Source organism: Nocardioides hungaricus (assembly GCF_054782915.1).
In genome coordinates this window covers 255,977-280,584 of sequence record NZ_BAAGRO010000019.1, presented here as the reverse complement: position 1 = coordinate 280,584, position 24,608 = coordinate 255,977, and the positions used below count along the sequence as shown (strand labels likewise).

Sequence of the window (24,608 nt, the reverse complement as noted above, 5' to 3'; positions counted from 1 at the left end):
CCACCTACGGCGTTGGATACGCGGTTCGGACAACAAAACCCTCCGGCATGTTCGCCCGTCGCGCAAGAACCACGCGCGCGCCGGACGACTCCAGGACGTTGCCGGCCTTGTCCACGGCGATGCCCAGGACCTCCCGGTGACGCTCGTTGAGGACGAGTTGCCGGTTGCGACCGTTGAGCCAGGCCTCGATCTCGAAACGGTGCGTGCGCATGACGGCGTACACGGCGCGTTCGGCGACATCCTCGTCCCGAAAGGCCGAGGCGAACCGGGCTGTCGGATGGTCGAGAACTCGCGCGTGCAGCCACTCAGGCGATCGGCCCACATGTCGGCTCAGCGTGTGTCCGCCTGCGGCGCCCTCGTACCTGGAGAGCAACCCCTTCGGGCTCCGCGCGAAGAAGGATCCCAGGCTCGCGCTGCCGCGTTCGGTGCGGGCGGCGGACAACATCGCCAGGTAGGCCCGGGTGTCGCGCAGTGCCGTGCTGGCGGGTCGGAGGGTGGTGGCGGTGCCGCGGGTGGTGGTCGCCAGGGTGGCGAGCAGGCTACGCAGTCGGGTGGTGGCGGCGGCCAGGCGGGCCGCGCCCGCGGCACCGGCCGGCCCGGCGGCGGCGCCCCCGGTGAGGAAGGTGAGCCCACCGGAGATCACGGCGCCGATGCCGAGCTCCCAGGCGAGGTCCTCGAGCACGTCGAGCATCTGGGCACGGGTGGCCTCGACCTGGACGGCGTAGGACTCGCAGGACTCGGCGAGGACGCCGAGCTGGTCGGCCAGGGAAGCGAGCCGGTCACGCAGGGTCCGGGTGGTCGCGACGGCGAGGGGGATCTCGGGGGAGACCTCGAGGGCGAGCTCGTCGAGCGCGGTCTCGCACGGGCCGGCCAGCAGCCCCACCGCGACCGCCGCCGTGCGCCAGGTGGTGGCGGCGGCGCGCAGCCGGTCGGTGTCGGCGTCTGGCCAGGCGACGCTCTCGAGCAGGTCGAGGACGGCGTTGGCCCAGCCCGGCAGTCCCCAGCCCGGCAATCCGGTGGTGTGCGCAGGGTGGAGGCCTGCTCGGCCCGGGCGTGGTTGCGCAGCGAGGCGTCGCTCAGCCGGGCCAGCGCCCCGAACCCGGCCATCGCCTCACCCAGCGCCCCGACCGCGTCGGCTGCTGCCGGGTCGTAGGCCGCCGCGAACTCGGCCGCGGACGCGTCGTCACCGGCCATCCCGGCATACCCGGAGAGCTCGGCGGACAGCGTGGCCGCGGCCCGCGCCGCCTGCCGGTTGCCCGTCACGAACGCCTCCGCCGCCGACCGATAGCCGGCGCCCTCGACCAGCAGCCTCACCGCACCTGCCCCCACATCCGCATGTTCGTGCCGGCGGCGTCGGAGTAGTTGCCGTGGGCGGTGGTGGCGGTGGCGCGCATGTCGGCGAGCCCGTCGCGCATCCCGGCGAACCCGGCCTCCCACTCCGCCTGCGCGGCTGCCTGGGCGACCGCGGCCCGGCCGCTCCAGGTGGCGTGCAGCGCCGCGACCCGCCGGGCGACCTCGTCGAGGAGGGAGTCCAGCGCGGCGCCGCAGCCGGCCAGGTCGTCGACGGTGGCCAGCAGCTCGTCCAGGTCGACGTCGAACATCAGCCGAGCCGTCCCGCGAGCCGGGCCAGCGCGTCTCCGGACGTGCCGTCGGTGTCGGTCAGGTCGGTGTCGACCGCGGCGAGCAGCCGGCTCATGGTGGACAGCCCGTCGAGCACCCGGTCGGCACCCCGGCACCACTCCGTCCAGCCCTCGGCGTACGCCGAGGCGGCGGTGCCCCGCCACGAGCCGAGCAGCCCGTCGACCGAGCGGCTGGCGCGGTCCCGGTCCGCGCGCAGCCGCTCGGCGGCCTCGGAGAGGTCGGCCACCGCGATGCGGAAGGCCGCGTGGTCAGCGCTCAGGGTGCCCATGACGCGACGATGCCCGGCGCCGGACGGGTCCGACACCGGGCATCGCGCATCTGTGGATAAGTCAGGGCAGCGGGTCGACCTCGTCGTACGACGCCACGCCGGCCGCCAGCGCGGCCAGGTGGAACCCGCCGTCGCCGAGCAGGTGGTCGAGCGCGGTGAGGCGGCTGGTGTACGACCCGATGGAGTACTCCGCCGTCATGCCGATGCCGCCGTGCAGCTGGATCGCCTCCTGGCCGATGTGCCGCCCGGCCCGGCTCACCTGGAGCGACGCCCGCGCGGCCGCCGCCGGCAGGTCCGACCCGCCGGCGGCGAGCACCATCGTCGCCCAGGTCGCGATGCTCCTCGCGAGCTCGAGCGACACGTACATGTCCGCGGCCCGGAAGGTCAGCGCCTGGAAGGTGTTGAGCGTGACGCCGAACTGCTTGCGGCTCTTCAGGTACGCCGAGGTCTGCTCGAGCGCGACCTCCATCAGGCCGACCGCCTCGTTGCACGCGACCACCCGCGCGATGTCGAGCACGCCGGCGATCACGGCCTCGGCGTCCCCTCCCTCGCCCAGAGGTACGGCGGTCGTCGCGTCGAACGCGACGCGGGCCGCCCGGCCGCCGTCATGGGTGGCGTAGCCGTCGCGGCGCACCCCGGACGGGTCGGACACGACGAACAGCCCGGTGCCGCCGTCCTCGAGCGCCGCGCTGACGATCAGCACGTCGGCCCTGGCGCCCTGGACGACCGGCTCCTTGACGCCGGAGAGCGTCCACCCGTCACCGGACGAGGAGGCGGTCACCGAGGAGGCCGACGCCGACCAGCGCGAGCCCGGCTCGGCGTGCGCGAAGGCGAGCACCGACTCGCCCGCGGACAGCGCGCCGAGCAGCTCGGCCTTCTGCTCCTCCGACCCGGCCGCGGCGACCAGCCCGCCGGCGAGCGCCACCGAGGTCAGGAACGGCTCGGGCGCCAGCACCCGGCCCAGCTCCTGGGCCACGATGCCGACCTCGATCGCACCGGCGCCCATGCCGCCGTACCGCTCCTCGAACGGCAGCCCCAGCACGCCCATCTCGGCGAGCTGCTGCCACACCTGCTCACTGAAGCCCGGATCGTCGGCGACCGCGCGGCGGCGGTTCTCGAAGTCGGAGTACGCCTTGCCCACGAGCCCGCGCACGGCCTCCCGCAGCGCCTGCTGCTCCTCGTCGTAGGTGAAGTCCATGAATCCCCCTCAGAGTCCCAGGATCGTGCGGGCGATGATCTGGCGCTGCACCTCGTTGGAGCCGCCGTAGATCGAGGCCTTGCGGAAGTTCAGGTAGACCGGCGTCGAGCGCCGCGTCCACCAGGGCAGGTCGGACCGATCGTCGCCGGCGCCCGAGGACAGCGAGGCCGGGCCGGCGACGTCGACGACCAGCTCGGTGACCGCCTGCTGGAGCTCGGTGCCCTTGAGCTTGAGGACCGACGAGGCCGGGTGCGGCTTGCCGTCGGCGGAGTGCGCGACGACGCGGAGGGCGGTGAGCTCGAGGGCGAGCAGCTCGTTCTCGAGCTCGACGAAGCGGGCGGCCAGCAGCGGATCCTCCAGCTGCGAGCCGGCGTACTCCTTGGCCTGCGCGAGCACCCGCTTGGTGGCGCCGACCGGCGCGACGCCGACGCGCTCGTTGCCGAGGAGGAACTTGGCGTAGTCCCAGGCGCGGTTCTCCTCGCCGACGAGGTTCTCCAGCGGCACGCGCACGTCGGTGAACCAGACCTCGTTGACCTCGTGGCCGCCGTCGATCAGCTCGATCGGGCGGACCTCCACGCCGGGGGACGTCATGTCGATGAGCAGCATCGAGATGCCGGCCTGCTTCTTGGCCTCGGGGTCGGTGCGCACGAGGGTGAAGATCCAGTCGCCGTACTGCCCCAGCGTGGTCCAGGTCTTCTGGCCGTTGACGACGTACTCGTCGCCGTCGCGGACCGCGCGGGTCTTCAGCGACGCGAGGTCGGAGCCGGCGTCGGGCTCGGAGAAGCCCTGCGACCACCAGATGTCGATGTTCGCGGTCGCCGGCAGGAACCTCTCCTTCATCTCCTGCGAGCCGAACTGCGCGATCACCGGGCCGATCATCCCGGCGTTGAAGGCCAGCGGCACCGGCACGAACGCGCGCTGCATCTCCTCGTGCCAGATGTGGCGGCGCAGCGGGCTCCAGTCCCGGCCGCCCCACTCGACCGGCCAGTTCGGGACGGCCAGTCCGGCGGCGTTCATCACCTGCATGCTCTCGACGAGCTGCTCCTTGGTGAGCTCGCGCCGGTCGCGCACCGCGTCCCGGATCTCCTGGGGGATCCTCGTGGTGAAGAACTCCCGCATCTCGTCGCGGAACTCCGCGTCCTCCGCCGACAGCGCCAGCTGCATCGGGCCTCCCTGGTTCGCCCTGGATGGTGGGGTACGCCGTCAACCTACCGGCCGGTACGCCGGTGCGCCGTCGCGGGCTCCGCGGACCGGCCGGCCGCGCCCTCGTCGTACCCTGACCGCATGCCTCCCCTCGTCGTCATGGGTGTCTCGGGCTCGGGCAAGTCGACGGTCGGCGCCGCGATCGCGCAGCGGCTGCGGGTGCCGTTCGAGGACGCCGACGACCTGCACCCGTCCGCCAACATCGCGAAGATGAGCCGCGGCGAGCCGCTCGACGACAGCGACCGGTATCCGTGGCTGGAACTGGTCGGGGAGTGGCTGGCCGTCCACGAGGACGGCGGCGTGATGGGCTGCTCGGCGCTGAAGCGGAAGTACCGCGACCAGTTGCGCCAGCACGCGCCCGGCGTCCGGTTCCTCCTGCTCGAGGGCAGCCGCGAGGTGATCGAACGCCGCCAGGCGAGCCGGCCCGGGCACTTCATGCCGGCGTCGCTGCTGACCTCGCAGTTCGCGACGCTCGAGCCGCTCGCGCCCGACGAGGACGGGATCGTCATCGACGTGGACCAGAGTGTCGATGCGATCGTGCAGGGGTACGTGGACCGCATGACATCGAACGAGGACCGCTGATGGACGTCGTCGACCCGGTCGCCCCCGGCTGGCAGCTGATCGTCGCGGCACTCGTCGCGATCGCGCTGATCGTCGTACTGATCACGATCCTCAAGCTGCACCCGTTCCTCGCGCTCATCCTGGGCGGCCTGACCGTCGGCATCGTCGCCGGCGAGAACGTCAACGACGTGCTGGCGTCGTTCACCTCCGGCTTCGGCAGCACCGCGGCCGGGGTGGGCGCGCTGATCGCGCTCGGCGCGATGTTCGCCAAGCTGCTCGCCGACTCCGGCGGCGCCGACCAGATCGTCGACACGATCGTCGGCCGCGCCTCGGCGCGGATGCTGCCGTGGGCGATGGCCGCGGTCGGCGCGATCATCGGGCTGCCGATGTTCTTCGAGATCGGCCTGGTGCTGCTGATGCCGGTGATCTACCTGGTCTCCCGGCGGGCGCAGGTCTCCCTGATCACCGTCGGCATCCCGGCCCTGGCCGGACTCTCGGCGATGCACGGCTTCGTGCCGCCGCACCCGGGACCGGTCACCGCGATCGACTACCTCGGCGCCGACCTGGGCCTCACGCTCGGCCTCGGGCTCCTGGTCGCGGTGCCGACGATCGTCGTCGCGGGGCCGCTGTTCGGCGCCCTCGCCGGCCGCTGGGTGGTGCTCGAGGCGCCGGACACCTGGGACACGCCGGACCGCGACGAGTCCGCGCGCCCGTCGTTCGGCGTCACCATGGCGACCGTGCTGCTGCCGGTGGTGCTCATGCTCGGCAAGGCCGTGGTCGACATCGTGATCGACGACCCGGAGAACGTCGTGCAGCAGGTCGGGGACGTGCTCGGCAACCCGTTCGTCGCGCTGCTCATCGCGGTGCTGGTCGCGATGTGGACCTTCGGCGTCGGCACCGGCATGGACCGCTCCACGATCTCCGGCACCGTCGGCGGCTCGCTTGGCCCGATCGCCGGGATCCTGCTCATCGTCGCCGCGGGTGGCGGCTTCAAGCAGGTGCTCATCGACACCGGCATCGGGACGCTGCTGGCCGACTGGGCCAAGGACGGGAACGTCTCCGTGCTGCTGCTCGCCTGGGTGATCGCCGTACTGATCCGGCTGGCGACGGGCTCGGCCACGGTCGCGACGATCACCGCCTCGTCGCTGATGATCGGGCTGGTCGAGGGCATGTCCTCCGGCGAGGTGTCGCTGGTCGTGCTCGCGGTCGGCGCCGGCTCGCTGTTCTTCTCGCACGTGAACGACGCGGGCTTCTGGCTGGTCAAGGAGTACTTCGGGATGAGCGTCGGTCAGACCGTCAAGACCTGGTCGATCATGGAGACCGTGCTGTCGGTCTCCGGCCTGGTCGTCGTGCTGTTCCTCGGGATCTTCATCTAGCCGTGTCCTGGTGTCCGGCGAGGTCGTAGAGGTAGCGGCTGGTCGGGACCAGGTCGAGGTCGCGGTCGGCGCCGATCCGCGCGACGCTCGCCATCAGCTCGGTGAGCCGGCGGTTCAGCTCGGCGTCGTCGCCGCCGCTGCCGTAGAACGCGTGCATGTCGGTGATGCCCACGCTCGGGAACAGCTCCTCGACCAGCGCGTCGATCCGCGGTGCGCCCTCGGTCGTGGGGCCGGCGACGATGTTCTGCACGTAGCCGAACGTCGCCTGGGTCCGGATCGCGATCGGGGTGTGCTCGACCATCCAGCGCCGGATCCACTCCTCGCGGTCGAGGTCGGTGGGGCGTCGGAGGATCGCGACGTTGCTCAGCGCGTCCGCGCGCGTGCCGTCCCAGGTCTCCGGCGGGTCGAGGCGGCGGCGCTCGTCCACGGCGTACCCGTGCACGGTGCCGACCGCCTTCAGGATGCTGGCCACGGCGGCGGGGTCGGCGTCCCAGGTGCTCACGATCGCCCGCACCGGCCGGTCGAGGTGCGGGATCCGCAGCGCGGCCGCCACCGGCTCGTCGTCGGCGTTGACCTGGAGCCGGCGTACGCCGGCGTCTCGGAGGTCGGCGTGCAGGGCGCTGTCGTGGAGGCGGCTCGCGAGGTCGTCGCCCCACAACAGGAACATGTTCTTGCTCACCCGGCAGACGGTAGCGGCACGACGTCCTCGTCGGTGGTCCCGTCCTCACGCGTCGAGCTGGATCTGCCCGTAGCTCGAGAGCTCGACCGACGGCCCGAGAAACTCCTCGAGGTCCGCAACCACAGCAGGCTTCTCTTCCAGGATCTGCCGGTCGTGCTCTGCCCAGGTGTCGCCATCGATGAACCGCTGTAGGGTCACCGAGTCCCACGGGCCGCCGTCGTCGGTGAAACTGACCTGGTAGTCCACGAAAAGCGGCCCCAGGCGCAGCACCAGTGGCACATGCTGGTCCAGGTAGTGGGTCCTGAAGTCCTGGCGGCTCATCCCGGGGCGCCGGTGTGCCAGGACCACCTTGCAGACGCCGTCTGCCCCCATCTCGCCAGTGGACTCGAGGAGGGGGAAGGTAGTGACCGTCCAGGTCGCCAGACCCGTCGTTGCCAGTGCACCGCGGACCTCCGCGGCGCGACCGGGCCTGGTCGAGACGATGAGCAGTGCAGCGGGGAGGTCGACGGGAGGTTCCTCCTTACGCATGATCGAGCCGAGCACCCGCATGGGGCCCGCGCTCAGGAGGAGGGACGAGAGGCGCGTGACGCCGACGTCCGGACAGGCCGTCTGCAGACGATTCCCCAGCGATGCCAGTGCGGCAGTGGAGTGGAGCTCGTCACCTTCGGTGAGGCAGAGAACCTGCTGGCTGGGGTCGGGCATCGCATCTCCTCGCGTCGGCACGGCAGGGTTTGCTGGTAGGCACCGGGACGTCGATGAGCTCGACGTTCTCGGCGATGTTCTCGGCGACCTGGATCCTGGTCTCTATCCCGCGCACCTCCATCACGTCGAAGCCGTCGCCCTGGAGATGAAGCCGCTCCGCTCCGACGACCTCCTCCGGGTACGTCCGTGACGGCAACACGACAGCCGAGTCCTGGGCTTCTCAGGCGCGCTCGAGCTGGTGCGCCGCGGCGATCACCACGTCCTCCCGCCACGGGCTCGCGATGATCTGCACGCCGATCGGGAGACCGTCGGCCACGGCCACAGGAGCGACGCCGGCCGGCAAACCTGCCACCGAACATGTGTGGGTGAAGTTGAAGGCCCGGTAAAGAGGGTACTCATCGTGGGGCACGCCGGCAGGAGGTTCCCCGTGCCGGGGAGCCGGGCCACTCACGACCGGGGTGAGGACGACGTCGAAGTCCCGGATCCAGGCCCGGAGGCGGGACCGGAAGTCGAAGAATCGGCGCTGGATGTCGAACCACTCCATGCTTGTGGTGTCCCGGACAGTCATCGCATCGAGGAACGCCGCGAACGTGGGCTCGTGGTGATCACCGCAGTCCGCCACCAGCTCCAGGAAGTCGGCACCCCCCGCTCCTCCCGTGGCCAGGAAGAACAACTCGGTCGCCTCGGTCGTGTCCGGCCCCGAGACCTCCTCGACCATGGCGCCCGCCGCGGCCAGGTGGTCGGCCGCGCTGCGCACCGCGCCGACGGTCTCGGTGGTCGCGTCAACGACTCCGTCGCTACACCAGACCCCGACCCGCAGAGAGCCGACCTCCACTGAGCGCCAGTCGCGGAGCGGGACGGGCACCGCATAGGGGTCCACCCAGTCCGGCCCAGAGATCACCTCGAGCAGTAGCGCGAGGTCGGTGGCGCTGCGCGCGAGGGGGCCCAGGCAGTACATGTCACCCATGCCGGAGGCGCGCGACGCAGGCCACTGTCCGGTCTCGGGCACCCGCCCGGCCGTCGGGCGAAGGCCGAAGACCCCGCAGTAGTGCGCAGGGACCCGGATCGACCCGCCGCCGTCGGAGCCGAGGCCGAGCAGGGACATGCCGGTGCTCACGGCGACGGCCTCACCGCCCGACGACCCACCGCTGGTGCGCTCGGGGTCGTGCGGGTTGCTGGTCCGCCCGTACACCGCGTTGTCGGTCTCGTAGGCCGCGCACAGCTCCGGGGTGTTCGTCTTGCCGAGGATGACTGCACCTGCGTCCCGGAGCCGCCCGACCGCCGTCGCGTCGACCGCAGGGACGTTTCCTCGCCTGGCCCAGGAGCCGCAGACCGCGGGCAGGCCCGCGGCGTCGAGGCTGTCCTTGACCGACACCGGCACCCCGAGGAGGGGGGCTTCCTCTCCGCGGGCCCGCCGAACATCCGCCTCGCGAGCCTGCGCCAGCACCAACTCGGGGTCGTGGGCTACGACCGCGTTGAGCCGGCTGTTGTGCTGCGCGAGCCGGCGTAGGCAGTCCTCTGCGACAGAGACGGCAGACCACTCGCCAGAGCGGAGCCGCTCGAGCGTGTGGGTCGCCGATGGGACGTCGTCGTGGGGTTCTCCTGAGACCTGCACCTCACCCCATCTCCCTCCACCGGGTCTGGGCCCAGTGGTGAGGAGCATGGCGCTCGAACTGCCGGTCGGCGTCTCGTGCTGGACCGTTCAGCGGAACAGTCTGCTGGGATGAGACCCGAGCTGCGACACACCGGAGTCGGCGGTCTGCTCATCGGAACCAGACCCGCCCGGGTGCCGGACCGGGGGTCTACCGTGCCCGCGCGACAGGGAGGCGAGCACGGCATGAGCATCGGCTTCGGGACAAGAGCTCGGGTGGGGCACCTCTACCCCTCCGGCGGCATCTGCGACCACGAGATCCAGCTGATGGCACCGGAGGGGGTCCAGTTCGTCACGACCCGGGTGTCTTTTACCCGCACCGGCCTCGCCGACGACCGCGCCATGGTCGATGGCGTGGAGCTGGCCGCTGCCCTGCTCGCGGACGCCGCGGTGGATCTGGTCGCGTTCAACTGCACCGCCGCCAGCATGCTCGCTGGCCCCGACGAGATCCGCCGCAGGGTCGCCGGGGCCACCGGTGGGATTCCCTGCGTTACCACGATCGAGGCGGTGCTGGCCGCGCTCGCGAGTCTCGACGTGGTGCGGGTCGGGCTCCTCGACCCGTACCCGGCCGAGGTCACCAACGCCGAGGCGGCCTACCTCCGTGAGCACGGGTTCCAGGTCGTCGACCGCGGTGGACCGTCGTGCGCCACGCCGGTCGAGCAAGGCTCGGTCCCGCCCGGGACCTGGATCGAGCTCGCGGACAGGCTCGACCTGTCGCAGGCGGACGCGGTGCTCATCTCTTGTGCCGGAACCCAGACCGCCGATGTGATCGAGGTGATCGAGCGACGTACCGGTCGGCCGGTAGTCACCAGCAACCAGGCCCTCCTGTGGCTGGTGCTCAGTGCGTGCAACGTGCCCGAGGCGGTGCCTGGGTACGGCGTGCTGCTCGAGCGCGTGCGCGGTGGCTGGACCGCGCCGTGACCGGCAGCAGGCGACGGGCGACCGGGTCGTTTCACCGCAGGATCGTGGAGCCGAGCACACGGTGGTTCGGAGGCTCGAGGCTTGCTTCGCTCGCACCTCAACCACCGGCGCAGTCACAGCACCGAGCGGTAGACCTCGACCGTGCGCTCGGCGATGGCGTCCCAGGAGAACGACGCGATCGCGCGCTCGCGTCCCGCGCGGCCCATGGCGACAGCGAGAGAAGGATCCGACACGACCGAGGTGAGGGCGGCGGCGAAGTCGGCGACGTACCGGTCCGGGTCGAGGGGCGTGCCGGTGCCGTCGGCCGCCTGCGCGATCGGCACCAGCACCCCCGTCGAGCCGTCGACGACGACCTCGGGGATGCCGCCGGTGGCGGTGGCGACGACGGCGGTCTCGCAGGCCATCGCCTCGAGGTTCACGATGCCGAGCGGCTCGTAGATCGAGGGGCAGGCGAACGCCGTCGCGGCGCTCAGCAGCGCGACCACGTCGGCCCGTGGCAGCATCGAGGGGATCCACACGACGCCGGACCGGGACGCCCGAAGGGACGCCACGAGACCCTCCACCTCGGCCATGATCTCCGGAGTGTCCGGGGCACCGGCGCAGAGCACGATCTGCACGTCCGCAGGCAGCGCGGCGCAGGCGCGCAGGAACAGCGGCAGCCCCTTCTGCCGGGTGATCCGGCCGACGAAGACCACCGAGGGCCGGTCCGGATCCACCCCCCACGACCGCACGCGGTCCGGGTCCACCGACGGAGCCCAGTCGTCGGTGTCGATGCCGTTGTGCACGACGTGCACGCGCGCCGGGTCGACGGCGGGGTACGACGCCAGCACGTCGTCGCGCATCGCGGCCGAGACCGCGATGACCGCGGCGGCCGCCTCGTAGGAGGTCCTCTCGACCCACGACGAGATGGCGTACCCGCCGCCGAGCTGCTCGGCCTTCCACGGCCGCAGCGGCTCGAGCGAGTGGGCGGAGACGACGTGCGGCACGCCGTACAGCAGTGCGGCGAGGTGGCCGGCGAGGTTCGCGTACCAGGTGTGCGAGTGCACCAGGTCGGTGCCGGCGCACCCCGCGGCGATGGTCAGGTCGACCCCGAGCGTGCGCAGGGCGGCGTTCGCCCCCGACAGCTCCGCCAGGTCGGGGTACGACGACGTGAGGGTCTCGTCGCGCACGGCGCCGAAGGCGTGCACCCGAGCGACCACGTCGGGCCGGGCCCGCAGTGCCCGGACCAGCTCGGCGACGTGCACCCCGGCGCCGCCGTACACCTCGGGTGGGTACTCGCGGGACAGCACGTCGACTCGCACGCCGCCGAACCTACCGGTGGTCGAGCCCGTCGAGACCCCACTACGTTGGGCGCATGGCGCTCAGCTCCCGGAAGAAGGTCCTCGCGATCGTCCTCGCGGGAGGGGAGGGCAAGCGCCTGATGCCGCTGACCGCGGACCGCGCGAAGCCGGCGGTGCCGTTCGCCGGGATCTACCGGCTGATCGACTTCGCGCTGTCGAACGTGGTCAACAGCGGCTACCTCCAGGTGGTCGTGCTGACCCAGTACAAGTCGCACAGCCTGGACCGGCACGTGACGCAGACCTGGCGGATGTCGACGATGCTCGGCAACTACGTGACGCCGGTGCCGGCGCAGCAGCGGGTGGGCAAGCACTGGTACCTCGGCAGCGCCGATGCGATCTACCAGTCGCTCAACCTGGTCCGCGACGAGAAGCCGGACATCGTGGTCGTGGTGGGCGCCGACCACGTCTACCGGATGGACTTCTCGCAGATGGTGCGGGCCCACGTCGACAGCGGCGCGGCCTGCACGGTGGCCGCGATCCGGCAGCCGATCGAGCTCGCGGACCAGTTCGGCGTGATCGACGTGCACCCCGAGGATCCGAGGAGGATCCGGGAGTTCCTCGAGAAGCCGACCGACCCGGTGGGCCTGCCGGACAGCCCCGGCGAGGTGCTCGCGTCGATGGGCAACTACGTGTTCGACGCCGACGCGCTGGTGGAGGCGGTCACCCGCGACGCCACCGAGATCGGCTCCAAGCACGACATGGGCGGCGACGTCGTGCCGGCGTTCGTGCGCCGCCAGCAGGCCGGCGTCTACGACTTCAGGGACAACGACGTCGCCGGCTCGACCGCGCGCGACCGCGACTACTGGCGCGACGTCGGGACGCTCGGCTCCTACTTCGCCGCACACCTCGACGTGGTCTCGCCGCTGCCGGTCTTCAACCTCTACAACTTCGACTGGCCGATCTACACCTCCTACGGCCCGCAGCCGCCGGCCAAGCTCGTGCAGGGCGCCGCGGGAGAGCCGGCGACCGTCGACGAGGCGGTGCTCTCGCCCGGCGTGGTGGTGACCGGCGGGTCCGTACGGCGCTCGGTGCTCTCGCCCGCCGTACGCGTGGACGCCGGGGCGGAGGTCACCGGCGCGGTGCTGATGAACGGCGTGCACGTCGGCGCCGGAGCCGTGGTCCGCAACGCGATCCTGGACAAGTTCGTCGTCGTCCCGGCGGGTGCGGAGGTCGGCGTCGACCCGGCGGCCGACCGGGCGCGCGGCTTCCTCGTCGAGGACGGGCTGACCGTGCTCGGGAAGGACCAGTCCTTCCCCGATCGACGAGGCGGTTGATATCCGACCGGGGGGAGGCGCATCCTCGACAGGAGGAGGTCGCGATGCGCACATCGACTCTGCCCGACGGGATGCCGGTCCTCTCCCGAGGCAGGCACCGTACGCCGAAGCGGGGCGCCTGCTTCATGGAGCTGGCGTCGGTGCTGGCCGGCGAGCGGTGGAGCGACCATCCGGCCTGCACCCATCCGCTGCTCGCCCAGCTCGCCCGCCAGGTCAACGACCTGACGACCGACGAGGGCCGCCGGTGGCTGACGCCGCTGATCCCGTCCGTGGTCGGCCGGCGCGGCGACGAGCTCACCTGGTTCACGCTCTCGGTCGCCGTCGCGAGCCGCCAGCTGCTCGCGATGCCCGAGACGACCCAGCGGGTGCTGGCGGCCGGGCTGCTCCGCGCCGAGCAGCTGTGCCCGGACGAGGAGGTCCGGCGGCAGGCGCACGCGGCCCTCGAGCTGGTGCCGGGCGCGGTCGCGTGGGTGGAGCGACTCGCGCTGCGCGACCGGATCCACGAGCACGCCTACGCCGAGCGCTGCGCGCCGACCATGGCCCGCTGCGCGGTCGAGGGCGTCGTGATCAACGCGGCGCCCGGCGCCGAGACCGACGGCCGGCTGCGGGACCTGCTCGAGGCCGGCATCGCGGCCTGTGCCGCCCCTACGGCACCACTCCGGCCGCCCGCGCCGCCTCGGCGTACGCCGCCGCGAGGGTCGTCACGGTCTCGTGGGCGTTGAGCCCGCTCGGGTTCGGCACCACCCACACCTGCGCTCCCTCGAGCGGCTCCGGCTGCAGGCCCGGCACCGCCGTGCGCACCCCGAAGGCGGTCCGGTACGCCGTGATGCCCGCGACCGCCACGACCTTGGGCCGGACCCGCCGGACCGTCGCCGCCAGCTCCCGTCCGCCGGCGCGCAGCTCCTCGCCGCTGAGCTCCGAGGCGCGAGCCGTCGCCCGGCGTACCAGGTTGGTGATGCCGATGCCCCGGGCGCGCAGCCGGTCGCGGTCGGCGTCGGTCATGCCGTCCGACGGGCTGATCGGCTCGGCGATGATCCCGGCCAGCAGCAGTGCGGGGTAGAACCGGTTCGCCGGATGCGCGAAGTGCGTCTGCGTCGCCGCGGTCCAGAGGCCGGGGTTGATGCCGACGAACAGCAGCCGGACGTCGGGTCCGAGCAGGTCGGGCACCTCGTCGTCGCGGTAGGACTCGAGCTCGGCGCGGGTGAAGCGGGCCACGGCGTCAGCCTGCCACGAGGTCAGCCATCGGCCGGCGCGCGGTAGCGGATCGAGATCGCGTTCGCGACCCGGCGCTGGAAGCCATCGGACGGGGTGTTGAGCACGGCCATCGTGCCCTGCCGGTTGCGGCCGACCATCGTCGAGGAGCCGCCGCCGTCGAGGTTGACCGCCTCGTCGGCGCCCAGGTCGACCATCAGGTTCGCCAGCTCGACCATCGTGTAGCCGCGGCTGCGGCTGCTGCGCCCGTCGATCACGAGCAGCAGCACCTCGCCGGTGTCGTGGTCCACGCCGACCGCCGTACGCGGGTGCATCTGACGGTCGTCGACCGCGCGGATGATGCCGTCGTTCACGAGGAAGCTGTTGCCGCTGATCGCCATCCTCGGCCGGCCCGCCAGCGAGAACTCCACCTTGACCCGCTTGCCGACCGGCAGCTGGCGGCGCAGCTCGACCGCGCTGCTCCCGCGGCCGACGAGCACCAGGCCGGGGATCTTCTCGCCGACGCTGATCCGGCCGCGGTTGTGGACCACCCGCCCCTTGCGCACGACGACCTCGCGGACCTTGGTGCGCTGGCCCTGGGTGACCCGGTAGCCCGCCGTACGCCCCCAGCGCGGGGTGTAGATGCCGATGCCGCCCGGTGCGACGAACGGCGAGTTCAGGTTGGTGACGCTCAGCTCGGGACGCCACAGGATCCTGGCGGTCATCGGCAGGTCGCCGATGTCGGCGCGGCCGCGGCGGTCGATGTAGAACGCCTTGTTCCAGCCCTCCTGCCGGGCGTGCAGCAGACCGAGCTCGCGGTCCCTGCCGAGGCCCAGCGGCGCGCCCGTGCTGCCGATGTCGTAGAAGTCGCCGTTGACGCCGGCGACCGCCTTGTCCCTGGCCAAGATGTCGGCGACGGTCGCCACCCGGCGTACCGCCCCCATGCTCGCGTAGTCGACGGTCAGCCCCGGCGTGCTCGGGTCGATCGTCAGCAGGTGCGCGCGGATCGGGCCGCGCGCGTCGGTCTGGCTCCAACGCGTGTACGTGACGCCCGGCGCGACCTGCCAGCTGACCTGGCCGGCCGTGGTGGTGCGCCCGGCCGCGAACGGGAGGGCGTAGGTGCCCTGCTCGCCGCCGGAGGAGTGCTGCGGGCGCAGGACTCGCGGCTGGCTCTCCCGGGACGGTCCGGGGTCGGCGGAGCCACCGGCGAGAGCCGGCGCCGCTGCGAGCAGGACGCATACGGTCAGGCCGGCCGAGAGGGTAAGAGGTCCCGCCAGCAGGTGATCGCCTGCTGCGCGCCCCCTACCGGCGGAACCTCTGAGTCGGATGCGCACCTGTTCAAGGCTAAGCCGACCACCCCTGCGAATCCCGGACGTTAGGGTCGGCGCGTGGCGCGGGCGTGGAACACCTTCGTGGAGGGCGACAACCTCGACGTGCTACCCACGCTCCCCGAGATCCTGGGGAGGCCCGTGGACCTCATCTACATCGACCCGCCCTACAACACCGGCAACGACTTCGCCTACCGCGACGCCTTCCCCGGTCACGCCGCCTGGGTGGCGATGATGCGGCCCCGGCTGCAGGCCGCGCGCGAGGTGCTGCGCGACACCGGCGCGATCTTCGTGAGCATCGACGACCACGAGGTCGCGCATCTGCGGCTGCTCCTGGACGAGGTGTACGGCGAGGAGAGCTTCCTCGCGCAGATCGTGGTCAACCTCAACCCCAAGGGCCGCCAGCTCGGGCGGGGCTTCGCCACGAGCCACGAGTACCTGCTCGTGTACGCACGCGACGCCCGCCGTACCGTCCTCGACGCGGCGTCGCCCGACCACGTCGACGAGCGCGACTTCCCGCTGACGGCGCCGGATGGCCGGCGTTACCGGCACCTGCCGCTGCGCAACACCAACAAGAAGTTCAACCCGGCGACCGCGCGGACGCTGCACTTCACGGTGTGGGGCGACCCGGACAGCGGGCGGGTGTCGACGACGCCGTTCGAGGGCGCGGTCGAGGTCGGGCCGGTCTTCGGCGACGGGCGGCCCGCGGTGTGGCGGTGGAGCCGCCCGCGCATCGACGAGCGCCCCGATGACCTGGTCTGCCGGCGGGTCAACGGCCGGCTGGGGGAGCGGGTCGACGTCTTCCAGCGCGACTGGCTCCACCCCGCCGTCCCCGGGGGGCGCCGCAAGAAGCTGCGCACCATCTGGCTCGCCGAGGAGGTCGGCTCGACCGACACCGCGGTCCAGGAGCTCAAGGACCTGGTCGGCCACGTCTTCGAGTCGCCCAAGCCCACCGGCCTGGTGCGGCGCATCCTCGGCACCATGCCCGCCGACGCGGTGGTGCTCGACTTCTTCGCGGGCAGCGGTACGACGGGCCACGCGGTCGCGCTCCAGAACGCCGCCGACGGCGGCACCCGCCGGTGCATCAGCGTGAACTCCGCCGAGCCGACCCGCCCCGGCTCCAACGCCCACACCGCCGGGCTGCTCACCGTCGCCGACGTCACCCGCGCCCGGCTGCGCGCCGTCGCCGACACCGTCGGCGGCGGGCTGGAGGAGCGCTAGGCCCGATGGCGCCGCTCGATGAAGAGCCACATGCCCAGGCACGCGAGGAATGCGGCGAGGCTGTAGCTTCCAGTAGATCGAGCTCAACGGGACCTCACTCGCATGGGCTGCGGCTGCCACCTGTGGACCGTGCGGCATCGGCTGTGCCTGGCAGCGTACTCACGGTTGTCGATGACGGTGGCGCCAGCGAGCGCCCCGACCCGTCGATCCGAGGTTCAATCGCGTGCCGAGACCCCGGCGGCCCGCTCCATCGCGGCGACCTCGTCGTCGAGGTGGACCAGCAGCCGCTGGAGGTGCGGCACGGTGCGGCGGCAGCCGATCAGGCCGAAGCCCATCCTCCCGTCGTAGGACGTGCAGGTGATGTTGAGCGCCATGCCGTTGATCGGGATCGACAGCGGATAGGTGCCGACCATCTTCGCGCCGTTCCAGTAGTGCGTGGTGCGCGGGCCGGGCACGTTGCTGATGACCAGGTTGTACGGCGGTCGCACGATGCCCTGCAGCTTCAGCATCGGCGCCACGATGGCCGGCGCCTGGCCCAGCGCGCTCATCGCGAGGATCTGCGCGGGCGTCATGCCGGACAGCGCCTCCTTGCCGTCCTTCATCGAGCGGTGGATCGCCGCGAGCCGGTCGGCCGGGTCGTCGAGGTGGGTGCCGAGCTGACACATCACCGCCCCGATCGCGTTGCCGCCCTCGGTCGAGGCGGTCGCCGACTGCCTGGCCTTGAGGCCGACCGGCACCATCGCGACGAGGGGAGCGTCGGGCAGGGCGTCCAGCTCCGCGAGGTAGGTCCGCACCGCGCCCGAGCACATCGCGAGCACGACGTCGTTGATCGTCGTACCCGTCGCCTTGCCGATCGCGCGCAGCCGCTCGATCGGCCAGTCCTGGGCGGCGAACCGCCGCGACCCGGTGATGGTGCGGTTGAAGATCGTGCGCGGGGCGTGGAGCGAGATCGCCGAGGTCTCGTTCCGCACGCTCCTGTTGAGGGTGCGGACCAGCGCGCCGGGCAGCCCCGCCGCCTCGGCCGCGATGCCGAGCGCGGAGCGCAGCGCCTGGGCGGGCAGCTCGGCGAGCCCGGAGCCGTGGCTCGATCGGTCCTCGCGGGTGCGGGCGTCCCAGGGCGCCGGCATGTCGCGGCGGTCGGCGTCGGTGCTGAGCACGCTCTGGAGCAGCCGCATCGCGGAGACGCCGTCGACCAGCGCGTGGTGGGTCTTCGTGTAGAGCGCGACCCGGCGGTCGCGCAGGCCCTCGATGACGTGTGCCTCCCACAGCGGCCGCTCCCAGGCCAGCCGGGTGCTGTGCAGCCGGCCGGCGAGGTCGAGCAGCTCGCGGACCCGGCCCGGCCTCGGCAGCGCGTTGTGCCGCACGTGGTGCTCGATGTCGAACTGCTCGTCCTCGACCCAGACGAGCTGCCCGGCGGTCGACAGCGACCGGTGCGGACGCTTGAGGAACAGCGGCGCGACCTCCTCGACGTCGCGCATCGCCTCGAACATCTGCCGCGCGTAGTCGCGGCCCGCGCCCTCCGGCCTCTCGAAGAGCTGGAGCCCACCGACGTGCATCGGCATGCTGCGGTTCTCCGCGAGCAGGAACCCGGTCGCCGTCGGGTCGATGAGGGACACCATGGCAGCCGAGTGTGGCCGGTCGTGGCGACCGCCACAAGCAGGCCGGGGTCCAGCCCGCTGATCGTCCACAGCCCGGCCTTCCCGCGCGGCGCTCCACAGCACCGTCCTGCGCCCCGGCGAACCGTCCGTCCTCGCGCCTAGCGTCGCCGCCATGAAATGGATTGCGTGCATCGCCCTCGTCCTCGGGATCTGCCTCGGAGGCGCCGCCGCTCGCGCTGCGGTCGACCCGCCGCCGGGCGACACGATCGTGGAGGTGACCGGCGACAAGGAGAACGGCTTCGAGATCACCTACTACGACGGGTCGGGGCGCTACCCGCCCACCGACTCCGAGGCGCGCGCCGAGTGCTCGGAGTACGACGCCCGCATCGATCGGGTGCGCTGCCGGGTCGAGGTCCGCACCTGGTACCGCGACCTCGGCGACCTGAAGCAGGCGCTGGACTGGGCCAACGCCCAGTGATCCGGGAGGGGTACGCCGCCGTGGCAGGATCGCCCGCATGGAGGCGGGCCACCTGGACCGGATGTGGGACCGCGGTCGCACATCCATCCGGGCCCGGGTCCGCCGGCTCCAGGCGAAGACCTGGCAGCTCGGTCAGTGTGCGGTCGCCGCGGCCGTGGCCTGGTTCGTCGCGGCGGACGTGCTCGGACATCCGAGCCCGTTCTTCGCCCCGGTCGCCGCCGTCGTGGCGCTCGGCACGTCCTACGGCCAGCGGCTGCGGCGGGTCGTCGAGGTCACCGTCGGCGTCGCCGTCGGCGTGTTCCTCGCCGACCTGCTGGTGGTGTGGCTGGGCTCCGGCGGCTGGCAGATCGGGCTGATCGTCGCGCTCGCGATGTCGGCCGCGCTGCTGCTCGCCGGCGGGCCGCTGTTCGTCACCCAGGCGGCGGTGCAGTCGATCGTGATCGCCGGGCTGGCGGTCGGGCCGAGTCAGGCGTTCACCCGCTGGACCGACGCCCTGATCGGCGGTGCGGTGGCGCTGGTCGCCGCGACGGTCGTCCCCGCGGCTCCGCTGCGCCGGCCGCGCGAGCAGGCCGCGGTGGTGGTGCGGAAGATCTCCGCGCTGCTGCGGGCAGCCGGTGAGGTGATGGCCGACGGCGAGTCCGACCGCGCGATGGAACTGCTCGCCGACGCGCGTTCGACCGACTACCTCATCCGCGAGCTCCAGGACGCCGCGGACGAGGGCCTCTCGGTCGTCGAGTCCTCGCCGTTCCGGGTGCGCCACCGCGCGGGCCTGCGCAAGATGGCCGAGCTGGTCGACCCGCTGGACCGCGCCTTGCGCAGCACGCGCGTGCTGGTGCGGCAGACCGCGGTCGCGGCGTACCGCAGGCGGCCGGTGCCGCGGGCCTACTCCCTGCTCGCGCTGGATCTCGCCGACGCGGCCGACGAGGTCGCCGGTGAGCTCGCCGACAACCGGTTGGCCACGGACGCCCAGCCGGCGCTGCTGTCGGTCGCCGACGCGACCGGCCAGGTGGACCGCACCGATGTGCTCGCAGCCGAGGCGGTGCTCGCCCAGCTGCGTTCGGTGGTCGTCGACCTGCTCATGGTCACGGGCATGGACCAGCTCGAGTCGACCGACGCGCTGCCGCCGCCGCGATGAGCGCCTCCACGGAGGAGGCAGCCCAGCCGTGGGTGCTGCACGTCGACATGGACCAGTTCATCGCCGCGGTCGAGGTGCTGCGCCGGCCCGAGCTGGCCGGACGGCCGGTGATCGTGGGCGGCCGGGGCGACCCGACCGAGCGCGGGGTCGTGTCGACGGCGTCGTACGAGGCCCGCGCGTTCGGCGTCGGCTCCGGGATGCCGCTGCGGGTCGCGGTGCGCAGGTGCCCCGAGGCGGTGTTCCTGCCGGTCGACCACGAGGCGTACGACGCCGCGTCCGTCGAGGTGATGGACACCCTGCGCGGGTTGGCCTGGGGCGGCGTACCGGTCGTGGTCGAGGTGCTGGGCTGGGACGAGGCGTTCCTCGCCGCCGGCGCCGGGCACGGCGACCTCGGCGACCCGCGGGCGTTCGCCGAGGAGGTGCGGGCGGCGGTGCTCGCCACGACGCGGCTGCACTGCTCGGTCGGGGTAGGCGACAACAGGCTGCGCGCCAAGATCGCGACCGAGCTCGGCAAGCCGCGGGGCGTGGGCGAGCTGACCGGCGAGACCTGGTTCGAGGTGATGGGGGACCGGCCGACCACGGCGCTGTGGGGGATCGGGCCGAAGACCGGCAGGAAGCTCGCCGCGCTCGGCATCGACACGGTCGCGCAGCTCGCCGAGTCCGACGCCCGGGTGCTCGCCGCGGAGCTCGGCCCGACGATGGGGCCGTGGTACCACCGGCTCGGCCGCGGCGTGGACACCAGTCCGGTGGACGCGACGCCGTGGGTGCCGCGGGCGCACGGCCGCGAGGAGACCTTCCAGGAGGATCTCGAGACGCGAGAGGAGATCGAGGCGGCGGTCCGGGCACTGACCCGGCGGGCGCTCGTCGACATCGACACCGAGGGCCGCCCGGCGGTGCGGGTCGGCCTCAAGGTCCGGCTGCGGCCGTTCTCCACGGTGAGCCGCAGCCGCACCCTGCCGGCACCGACCAACGACCCGGCGGCGCTCGAGGCGGTGGCGGTGTCGCTGCTCGACAGGCTCGACGCGGGTGATCGCGACCGGCCGGTGCGGCTGCTCGGCGTACGCCTGGAGATGGTGCCGCCCGACGGAGGCTACTGAGGCCCGGCTCGCAGCAGATCCCCCAAGCGGGCGAGCCACCCGGCGGCGCTGCCGTCGTACGGCGCCGCCTCGTCGGCGACGAGGGCGAGCACCCGCTCGCACGAGGCCAGTGCACCCCGCACCACCTCGTCCGGGTAGCCGTACGCCACCCGGTGCCTGGCGAACTCGTCCTCGTCGTCGACCCACACCCGCCCGGTCGGCCCGCAGACCACGTCCAGGTCCAGGTCGACCGCCCGCACGACCGCGCCGTCCCACATCGGAGGAGTGGTGATGTCGACGTACACCCGGACCGGTCCGCCCACGTCGTGGATCGTGGCCAGCCAGCCGCGTTCCGCGTCCGGGCCGGGCGGTGGGACCAGGCCGACCTGGTGCGTCGGGGCGACGTAGTCCGCCCCCGGGCGGCTCATCCCGGTGCCGGCGGGGATGCCCAGCCAGTCGCCGTGCTCGTCGCTGCCGAGGTACGTCGCGTCGAACTCCCAGTGCGGCCGGCCGCCCCACTTCGACATCACGACGCGGACACGGTCACCGCTTGCTCTGCCGGACGGTGGGGGCACGTGACCTGTCTACCAGCCGCCTGCCACCATGACCGTCATGGTGGCGGCCCGCGAGCTCAACCTGACCCTGGACTTCTGCCTCCGCGTCGGCGAGGTGCTGCTCTCCTCGGGCGCCGGCGCCGCGGACGTGACGGCGACCATGCAGGCGCTGGCGTGGCAGTACGACGTGCGCAACCCGGACGTCGACGTCACGTTCACCTCGCTCTCGATGTCGATTCAGCAGGACCCGGAGGAGCCGTCGGTCGTGCTGATCCGGCAGGTCAAGCAGCGCGAGATCGACTACGAGGACCTCACCCTCGTCGACCACCTGGTCCGCGACGTGCTGCGCGGCGACGTGGACCTCAAGGAGGCGCGGAGCCGGCTGGCGCGGATCGTGTCCTCCGGCCATACGCTCCCCCGCTGGGCGGCGACCATCGGCTGGGGCCTGATGGCCGCCGGGGTCGGCGTGCAGCTCGGCGGCGGCGTCATGGTGGCGGTGATCGCGGCGGTCGCGGCCATCGCGATCGACCGGCTTCAACTGGCGATGGCCCGGCAGCGGCTACCGTTCTTCTATCGTCAGGTCGCCGGCGGCGCGGTGGCGACGCTGATCGCGGTGGCGGCGAGCGCCGCGACGGAGTCCACGAGCCTCGAGCTCGACCCGTCACTGGTCGTCACCGCGAACCTGATCATGCTGTTGGCCGGCATCGGCTTCATGGGCGCCCTCCAAGACGCCCTCTCGGGCTTCTACATCACCGCGGGAGCCCGGCTCACCGAGGCGCTGCTCGCCACCGGCGGCATCATCGCCGGCGTCAGCGGCGGCCTCACGGTCGCCGACGTCCTCGGGGTGGACGTCGGCGCGATCGAGCCCGGCGCGCCCACGGGCCTCAAGGACGTCTCCGTGATGGCGCTCGGCGCCACGATCTGCGCCGCGGCGTTCGCGTTCGCCTCCTACGCGCCGCGTCGCACGCTCGTCCCGATCGGTCTGGTCGCGGCGGTCGCCATGCTGATCTCGCAGGGCGTCGTGCTCGGCGGCTTCGGCGGGACCTGGTCGGTCGCGCTGGCGGCGTTCTTCGTCGGCCTGGTCAGCTACACCGTCGCCGGCCGGCTGCGGGTGCCGCCGCTCGTCGTGGTCGTGTCCGCGGTCGTGCCGATGCTGCCCGGCCTCTCGATCTACCGCGGCCTGAGCCTGCTGACCGAGGGCGGGTTCGCCACCTCCTCGGGCCTGCTGGCGCTCATCACCGCGGCCTCGATCGCCACCGCGCTCGCCGCCGGCGTGATCCTCGGCGAGTACGTCGCCCAGCCGCTGCGCCGCGAGGCGCACAAGCTCGAGAGCCGGCTCGCTGGCCCGCGCCTGGTCGGCCCGCTGAAGGTGAGAACCTCCAGGCGACGGTCGTCCTCCCGCAGAGCCCATCCCTAGCGCGAGTCGGCGCGTCTTGCCCATCTGAGGGCGCCGAGTCGGCGCGTCTTGTCCACAGCCCGGGCAACTTGCGCCGACTCGGGCTCTCCTGGCGGGCAAGTCACGCCGAGTCGGCGCCTCGCGGCGAGCCCACGCCGAGCCGCCCGGCGGCTCTGGCGGCGATGTCCTGGTAGCGCGATCCGGTCAGCTTCGCGAGCTGGTGGATCGCGTGCGCGTCGAGCCCGACGAGCACCCGCGCCTTGCCCGACTGCACGCCCCTGACGATGATCTCGGCGGCCCGCTCGGGCGTCATCCTCGCGAGCCTCTCGTCGAAGAGCTTCGCGGTGCGCTCCTTGTCCTCGCGCGCGGAGACCCGCGCGTTGCGGGCGATCGCGGTCTTGACGCCGCCGGGGTGGACGACCGTCACGCCGACCGGATGGCCGGCGACCAGCATCTCCTCGCGCAGCGCCTCGGACATGCCGCGCACGGCGTACTTGGCCGCGTTGTACATGCTCTGGCCGGGCATCGAGATCAGCCCGAACAGCGAGGAGATGTTGACGACGTGTCCGTCGCCGGACGCGATCAGGTGCGGCAGGAACTCCTTGGTGCCGTGCAGCACGCCCCAGAAGTCGATGCTCATGATCCAGTCCATGTCGCCGTACTCGAGGTCCTCGAGGTTCCCGGCGAGGGCGACGCCCGCGTTGTTCACGACCACGTTGACGCGGCCGAAGTGGTCGGCGATCGACGTCGCGTACGCCGCGAACGCCGCCCGGTCCGCGACGTCGAGGTGGTCCGAGCGCACCTGCCGCGCACCGGCCGCCTGCACCTGCTCGACCGTCTCGGCGAGCCCGGCGTCGTCGACGTCGGAGATCGCCAGGAGGGAGTCCTTGCGGGCGAGGTTCAGGGCCAGCGCCCGGCCGATGCCGGACGCGGCTCCGGTGATCACCACGACCTTGTCGTCGAAGCTCTTCATCCGGCCTCCAGGCTCCTCTCGATCACGAGGAGGCCGTCCTCCTGCAGCCTGATCGCCGGGCACCGCCCGGCGAACCCCGCCCCGACGATGAGGTGTTGGACCCGCATGTCGCGACGGTACTGGCGCTATTGAACAGACGTCAATAGAGTGGCGGGCGTGAGCCAGAGTACGCCGCCGCGCACCCGCCTGTCCCCGGAGCAGCGCCGCGAGCAGCTACTCGACCTCGGCGTCCGGCTGCTCGCCCACCGCTCCCTCGACCAGCTCTCGATCGACCTCCTCGCCGAGGAGGCCGGGATCTCCCGGGGGCTGCTCTACCACTACTTCGGCAGCAAGCACGCCTTCCACGAGGCGGTCGTACGGCGCGCGGCGGACGACCTGATCGCGCAGACCGCGCCACCGGCCGAGGGCGAGCCGCTGGAGCGGATGGTCACCTCGCTGGCGGCGTACCTCGACTACGTCGTCGACAACTACGAGGGCTATCTGTCGCTGGTCAAGGCCGCCGCCGGCGGCAACGAGACGCTGCGCGAGATCTACGAGGAGGCGCGCTCGGCGCTCAACGGCCGGATCTTCCGCGAGGACGCGCAGGGCGACATCATCGCGGACACCCCGGCGACCCGGCTGGTCGTGCGCGGCTGGTCGGCGATGGTGGAGGAGCTGGTGCTCTCCTGGATCGCCGACCCGCGCGGGATCACCCGCGACCAGCTGCTCGGGATCATGGCCGCCTCGCTGCCGGCGATCGTCGAGGTCACCGGCTGACGTCGACCGTCGCGAGGAGTGCGGGCAGCAGCCCGCGGGAAGCACCTACCAAAGTCTCGACCGCCGGCCGATGCGCCGTGCCGGCCGG

The 24,608-nt window shown here is 72.5% G+C and carries 25 protein-coding genes; 11 read left to right on the top strand and 14 right to left on the bottom strand.

What is annotated here, in order from left to right; genetic code table 11:
* Positions 1 to 4: 4 nt before the first annotated feature.
* From ACYVKX_RS08860 to ACYVKX_RS08840, 5 genes are all read right to left on the bottom strand, one after another.
* The gene (locus ACYVKX_RS08860; RefSeq protein ID WP_460830891.1) at positions 5 to 1,012 is read right to left on the bottom strand and encodes an RNase A-like domain-containing protein; all 1,008 of its coding nucleotides are present in this window, start codon (positions 1,010 to 1,012) and stop codon (positions 5 to 7) included.
* Positions 1,013 to 1,310: 298 nt separating this feature from the next.
* Positions 1,311 to 1,601 carry a WXG100 family type VII secretion target gene (locus ACYVKX_RS08855; protein WP_460830889.1) on the bottom strand — a complete coding sequence of 97 codons (291 nt, stop codon included), beginning with the start codon at positions 1,599 to 1,601 and terminating at the stop codon, positions 1,311 to 1,313.
* Entirely contained in the window at positions 1,601 to 1,909 is a 309-nt protein-coding gene (locus tag ACYVKX_RS08850) for a WXG100 family type VII secretion target (RefSeq protein ID WP_460830888.1), read from the bottom strand. Before ACYVKX_RS08850 ends, ACYVKX_RS08855 begins: the two co-directional genes overlap by 1 nt.
* Before the next feature lie 61 nt (positions 1,910 to 1,970).
* Positions 1,971 to 3,107: an acyl-CoA dehydrogenase family protein gene (locus ACYVKX_RS08845; RefSeq protein WP_460830886.1), complete on the bottom strand. Its 1,137-nt coding sequence runs from the start codon at positions 3,105 to 3,107 to the stop codon at positions 1,971 to 1,973.
* A 9-nt stretch (positions 3,108 to 3,116) separates the two neighbouring features.
* The gene (locus ACYVKX_RS08840) at positions 3,117 to 4,271 is read right to left on the bottom strand and encodes an acyl-CoA dehydrogenase family protein (protein WP_460830883.1); all 1,155 of its coding nucleotides are present in this window, start codon (positions 4,269 to 4,271) and stop codon (positions 3,117 to 3,119) included.
* A 120-nt stretch (positions 4,272 to 4,391) separates the two neighbouring features.
* Between ACYVKX_RS08840 and ACYVKX_RS08835 the strand changes: the two genes are divergently transcribed.
* Both ACYVKX_RS08835 and ACYVKX_RS08830 read left to right on the top strand, forming a co-directional pair.
* Positions 4,392 to 4,892 (top strand): gluconokinase, encoded by a 501-nt coding sequence (locus ACYVKX_RS08835; protein ID WP_460830881.1) that lies wholly within the window; start codon positions 4,392 to 4,394, stop codon positions 4,890 to 4,892.
* The gene (locus ACYVKX_RS08830) at positions 4,892 to 6,247 is read left to right on the top strand and encodes a GntP family permease (protein ID WP_460830877.1); all 1,356 of its coding nucleotides are present in this window, start codon (positions 4,892 to 4,894) and stop codon (positions 6,245 to 6,247) included. The genes ACYVKX_RS08835 and ACYVKX_RS08830 overlap by 1 nt, the downstream gene beginning before the upstream one ends.
* Here the strand turns inward: ACYVKX_RS08830 and ACYVKX_RS08825 are convergent.
* The 3 genes from ACYVKX_RS08825 to ACYVKX_RS08815 form a co-directional block, all read right to left on the bottom strand.
* Entirely contained in the window at positions 6,240 to 6,926 is a 687-nt protein-coding gene (locus ACYVKX_RS08825) for a hypothetical protein (protein ID WP_460830874.1), read from the bottom strand. The genes ACYVKX_RS08830 and ACYVKX_RS08825 overlap by 8 nt on opposite strands.
* Positions 6,927 to 6,971: 45 nt before the next feature.
* On the bottom strand, positions 6,972 to 7,628 hold the full coding sequence (locus ACYVKX_RS08820; protein WP_460830871.1) for a hypothetical protein: 657 nt from the start codon (positions 7,626 to 7,628) through the stop codon (positions 6,972 to 6,974).
* A 220-nt stretch (positions 7,629 to 7,848) separates the two neighbouring features.
* Positions 7,849 to 9,243 (bottom strand): amidase, encoded by a 1,395-nt coding sequence (locus ACYVKX_RS08815; protein ID WP_460830867.1) that lies wholly within the window; start codon positions 9,241 to 9,243, stop codon positions 7,849 to 7,851.
* 222 nt (positions 9,244 to 9,465) lie between these two features.
* Between ACYVKX_RS08815 and ACYVKX_RS08810 the strand changes: the two genes are divergently transcribed.
* Positions 9,466 to 10,200, top strand: a complete 735-nt coding sequence (locus ACYVKX_RS08810; RefSeq protein WP_460830863.1) for a maleate cis-trans isomerase family protein — start codon at positions 9,466 to 9,468, stop codon at positions 10,198 to 10,200.
* 113 nt (positions 10,201 to 10,313) lie between these two features.
* On the opposite strand, the gene glgA is transcribed toward ACYVKX_RS08810, so the two are convergent.
* Positions 10,314 to 11,501 carry a glycogen synthase gene (glgA, locus tag ACYVKX_RS08805; RefSeq protein WP_460830858.1) on the bottom strand — a complete coding sequence of 396 codons (1,188 nt, stop codon included), beginning with the start codon at positions 11,499 to 11,501 and terminating at the stop codon, positions 10,314 to 10,316.
* 53 nt (positions 11,502 to 11,554) lie between these two features.
* Here glgA and ACYVKX_RS08800 point away from each other — a divergent pair, with 53 nt between their 5' ends.
* Both ACYVKX_RS08800 and ACYVKX_RS08795 read left to right on the top strand, forming a co-directional pair.
* Positions 11,555 to 12,814: a glucose-1-phosphate adenylyltransferase gene (locus ACYVKX_RS08800; protein ID WP_460830854.1), complete on the top strand. Its 1,260-nt coding sequence runs from the start codon at positions 11,555 to 11,557 to the stop codon at positions 12,812 to 12,814.
* 44 nt (positions 12,815 to 12,858) lie between these two features.
* Positions 12,859 to 13,536, top strand: a complete 678-nt coding sequence (locus ACYVKX_RS08795; protein WP_460830849.1) for a hypothetical protein — start codon at positions 12,859 to 12,861, stop codon at positions 13,534 to 13,536.
* Here the strand turns inward: ACYVKX_RS08795 and ACYVKX_RS08790 are convergent.
* Together ACYVKX_RS08790 and ACYVKX_RS08785 are read right to left on the bottom strand one after the other, a co-directional pair.
* A complete protein-coding gene (locus tag ACYVKX_RS08790) occupies positions 13,460 to 14,029 on the bottom strand; it encodes a mismatch-specific DNA-glycosylase (protein ID WP_460830845.1) in 570 nt (189 codons plus the stop codon). The two genes, ACYVKX_RS08795 and ACYVKX_RS08790, sit on opposite strands and share 77 nt — an antisense overlap.
* A 20-nt stretch (positions 14,030 to 14,049) precedes the next feature.
* Positions 14,050 to 15,339 carry a phosphodiester glycosidase family protein gene (locus ACYVKX_RS08785; protein ID WP_460830841.1) on the bottom strand — a complete coding sequence of 430 codons (1,290 nt, stop codon included), beginning with the start codon at positions 15,337 to 15,339 and terminating at the stop codon, positions 14,050 to 14,052.
* A 54-nt stretch (positions 15,340 to 15,393) separates the two neighbouring features.
* Between ACYVKX_RS08785 and ACYVKX_RS08780 the strand changes: the two genes are divergently transcribed.
* Complete coding sequence (locus ACYVKX_RS08780) at positions 15,394 to 16,554, top strand: site-specific DNA-methyltransferase (RefSeq protein ID WP_460830838.1); 1,161 nt, start codon at positions 15,394 to 15,396, stop codon at positions 16,552 to 16,554.
* Between the two features lie 215 nt (positions 16,555 to 16,769).
* On the opposite strand, the gene ACYVKX_RS08775 is transcribed toward ACYVKX_RS08780, so the two are convergent.
* On the bottom strand, positions 16,770 to 18,173 hold the full coding sequence (locus tag ACYVKX_RS08775) for a WS/DGAT/MGAT family O-acyltransferase (protein ID WP_460830833.1): 1,404 nt from the start codon (positions 18,171 to 18,173) through the stop codon (positions 16,770 to 16,772).
* 151 nt (positions 18,174 to 18,324) lie between these two features.
* Here ACYVKX_RS08775 and ACYVKX_RS08770 point away from each other — a divergent pair, with 151 nt between their 5' ends.
* The 3 genes from ACYVKX_RS08770 to ACYVKX_RS08760 are packed head-to-tail and all read left to right on the top strand — an operon-like array spanning position 18,325 to position 20,862.
* The gene (locus ACYVKX_RS08770) at positions 18,325 to 18,630 is read left to right on the top strand and encodes a hypothetical protein (protein WP_460830829.1); all 306 of its coding nucleotides are present in this window, start codon (positions 18,325 to 18,327) and stop codon (positions 18,628 to 18,630) included.
* A gap of 37 nt (positions 18,631 to 18,667) precedes the next feature.
* A complete protein-coding gene (locus ACYVKX_RS08765; protein WP_460830826.1) occupies positions 18,668 to 19,765 on the top strand; it encodes an FUSC family protein in 1,098 nt (365 codons plus the stop codon).
* On the top strand, positions 19,762 to 20,862 hold the full coding sequence (locus tag ACYVKX_RS08760) for a DNA polymerase IV (RefSeq protein ID WP_460830822.1): 1,101 nt from the start codon (positions 19,762 to 19,764) through the stop codon (positions 20,860 to 20,862). Before ACYVKX_RS08765 ends, ACYVKX_RS08760 begins: the two co-directional genes overlap by 4 nt.
* Here ACYVKX_RS08760 and ACYVKX_RS08755 read toward each other — a convergent pair.
* Complete coding sequence (locus ACYVKX_RS08755; protein ID WP_460830988.1) at positions 20,856 to 21,368, bottom strand: DUF402 domain-containing protein; 513 nt, start codon at positions 21,366 to 21,368, stop codon at positions 20,856 to 20,858. The two genes, ACYVKX_RS08760 and ACYVKX_RS08755, sit on opposite strands and share 7 nt — an antisense overlap.
* A gap of 76 nt (positions 21,369 to 21,444) precedes the next feature.
* Between ACYVKX_RS08755 and ACYVKX_RS08750 the strand changes: the two genes are divergently transcribed.
* Positions 21,445 to 22,812: a threonine/serine exporter family protein gene (locus ACYVKX_RS08750; RefSeq protein WP_460830818.1), complete on the top strand. Its 1,368-nt coding sequence runs from the start codon at positions 21,445 to 21,447 to the stop codon at positions 22,810 to 22,812.
* 100 nt (positions 22,813 to 22,912) lie between these two features.
* Here ACYVKX_RS08750 and ACYVKX_RS08745 read toward each other — a convergent pair whose 3' ends face one another.
* Entirely contained in the window at positions 22,913 to 23,764 is an 852-nt protein-coding gene (locus ACYVKX_RS08745; RefSeq protein ID WP_460830814.1) for an SDR family NAD(P)-dependent oxidoreductase, read from the bottom strand.
* Between the two features lie 156 nt (positions 23,765 to 23,920).
* Here ACYVKX_RS08745 and ACYVKX_RS08740 point away from each other — a divergent pair, with 156 nt between their 5' ends.
* Entirely contained in the window at positions 23,921 to 24,520 is a 600-nt protein-coding gene (locus tag ACYVKX_RS08740; RefSeq protein ID WP_460830812.1) for a TetR/AcrR family transcriptional regulator, read from the top strand.
* Positions 24,521 to 24,608: the final 88 nt, after the last annotated feature.

Excerpts from the sequence above, each read along its gene's own strand:
- ACYVKX_RS08855 (WP_460830889.1), bottom strand. The coding sequence starts at position 1,601 with ATGTTCGACGTCGACCTGGACGAGCTGCTGGCCACCGTCGACGACCTG.
- ACYVKX_RS08850 (WP_460830888.1), bottom strand. The coding sequence starts at position 1,909 with ATGGGCACCCTGAGCGCTGACCACGCGGCCTTCCGCATCGCGGTGGCC.
- ACYVKX_RS08845 (WP_460830886.1), bottom strand. The coding sequence starts at position 3,107 with ATGGACTTCACCTACGACGAGGAGCAGCAGGCGCTGCGGGAGGCCGTG.
- ACYVKX_RS08840 (WP_460830883.1), bottom strand. The coding sequence starts at position 4,271 with ATGCAGCTGGCGCTGTCGGCGGAGGACGCGGAGTTCCGCGACGAGATG.
- ACYVKX_RS08835 (WP_460830881.1), top strand. The coding sequence starts at position 4,392 with ATGCCTCCCCTCGTCGTCATGGGTGTCTCGGGCTCGGGCAAGTCGACG.
- ACYVKX_RS08830 (WP_460830877.1), top strand. The coding sequence starts at position 4,892 with ATGGACGTCGTCGACCCGGTCGCCCCCGGCTGGCAGCTGATCGTCGCG.
- ACYVKX_RS08820 (WP_460830871.1), bottom strand. The coding sequence starts at position 7,628 with ATGCCCGACCCCAGCCAGCAGGTTCTCTGCCTCACCGAAGGTGACGAG.
- ACYVKX_RS08810 (WP_460830863.1), top strand. The coding sequence starts at position 9,466 with ATGAGCATCGGCTTCGGGACAAGAGCTCGGGTGGGGCACCTCTACCCC.
- ACYVKX_RS08800 (WP_460830854.1), top strand. The coding sequence starts at position 11,555 with ATGGCGCTCAGCTCCCGGAAGAAGGTCCTCGCGATCGTCCTCGCGGGA.
- ACYVKX_RS08795 (WP_460830849.1), top strand. The coding sequence starts at position 12,859 with ATGCGCACATCGACTCTGCCCGACGGGATGCCGGTCCTCTCCCGAGGC.
- ACYVKX_RS08775 (WP_460830833.1), bottom strand. The coding sequence starts at position 18,173 with ATGGTGTCCCTCATCGACCCGACGGCGACCGGGTTCCTGCTCGCGGAG.
- ACYVKX_RS08770 (WP_460830829.1), top strand. The coding sequence starts at position 18,325 with ATGAAATGGATTGCGTGCATCGCCCTCGTCCTCGGGATCTGCCTCGGA.
- ACYVKX_RS08765 (WP_460830826.1), top strand. The coding sequence starts at position 18,668 with ATGGAGGCGGGCCACCTGGACCGGATGTGGGACCGCGGTCGCACATCC.
- ACYVKX_RS08760 (WP_460830822.1), top strand. The coding sequence starts at position 19,762 with ATGAGCGCCTCCACGGAGGAGGCAGCCCAGCCGTGGGTGCTGCACGTC.
- ACYVKX_RS08755 (WP_460830988.1), bottom strand. The coding sequence starts at position 21,368 with ATGTCGAAGTGGGGCGGCCGGCCGCACTGGGAGTTCGACGCGACGTAC.
- ACYVKX_RS08750 (WP_460830818.1), top strand. The coding sequence starts at position 21,445 with ATGACCGTCATGGTGGCGGCCCGCGAGCTCAACCTGACCCTGGACTTC.
- ACYVKX_RS08745 (WP_460830814.1), bottom strand. The coding sequence starts at position 23,764 with ATGAAGAGCTTCGACGACAAGGTCGTGGTGATCACCGGAGCCGCGTCC.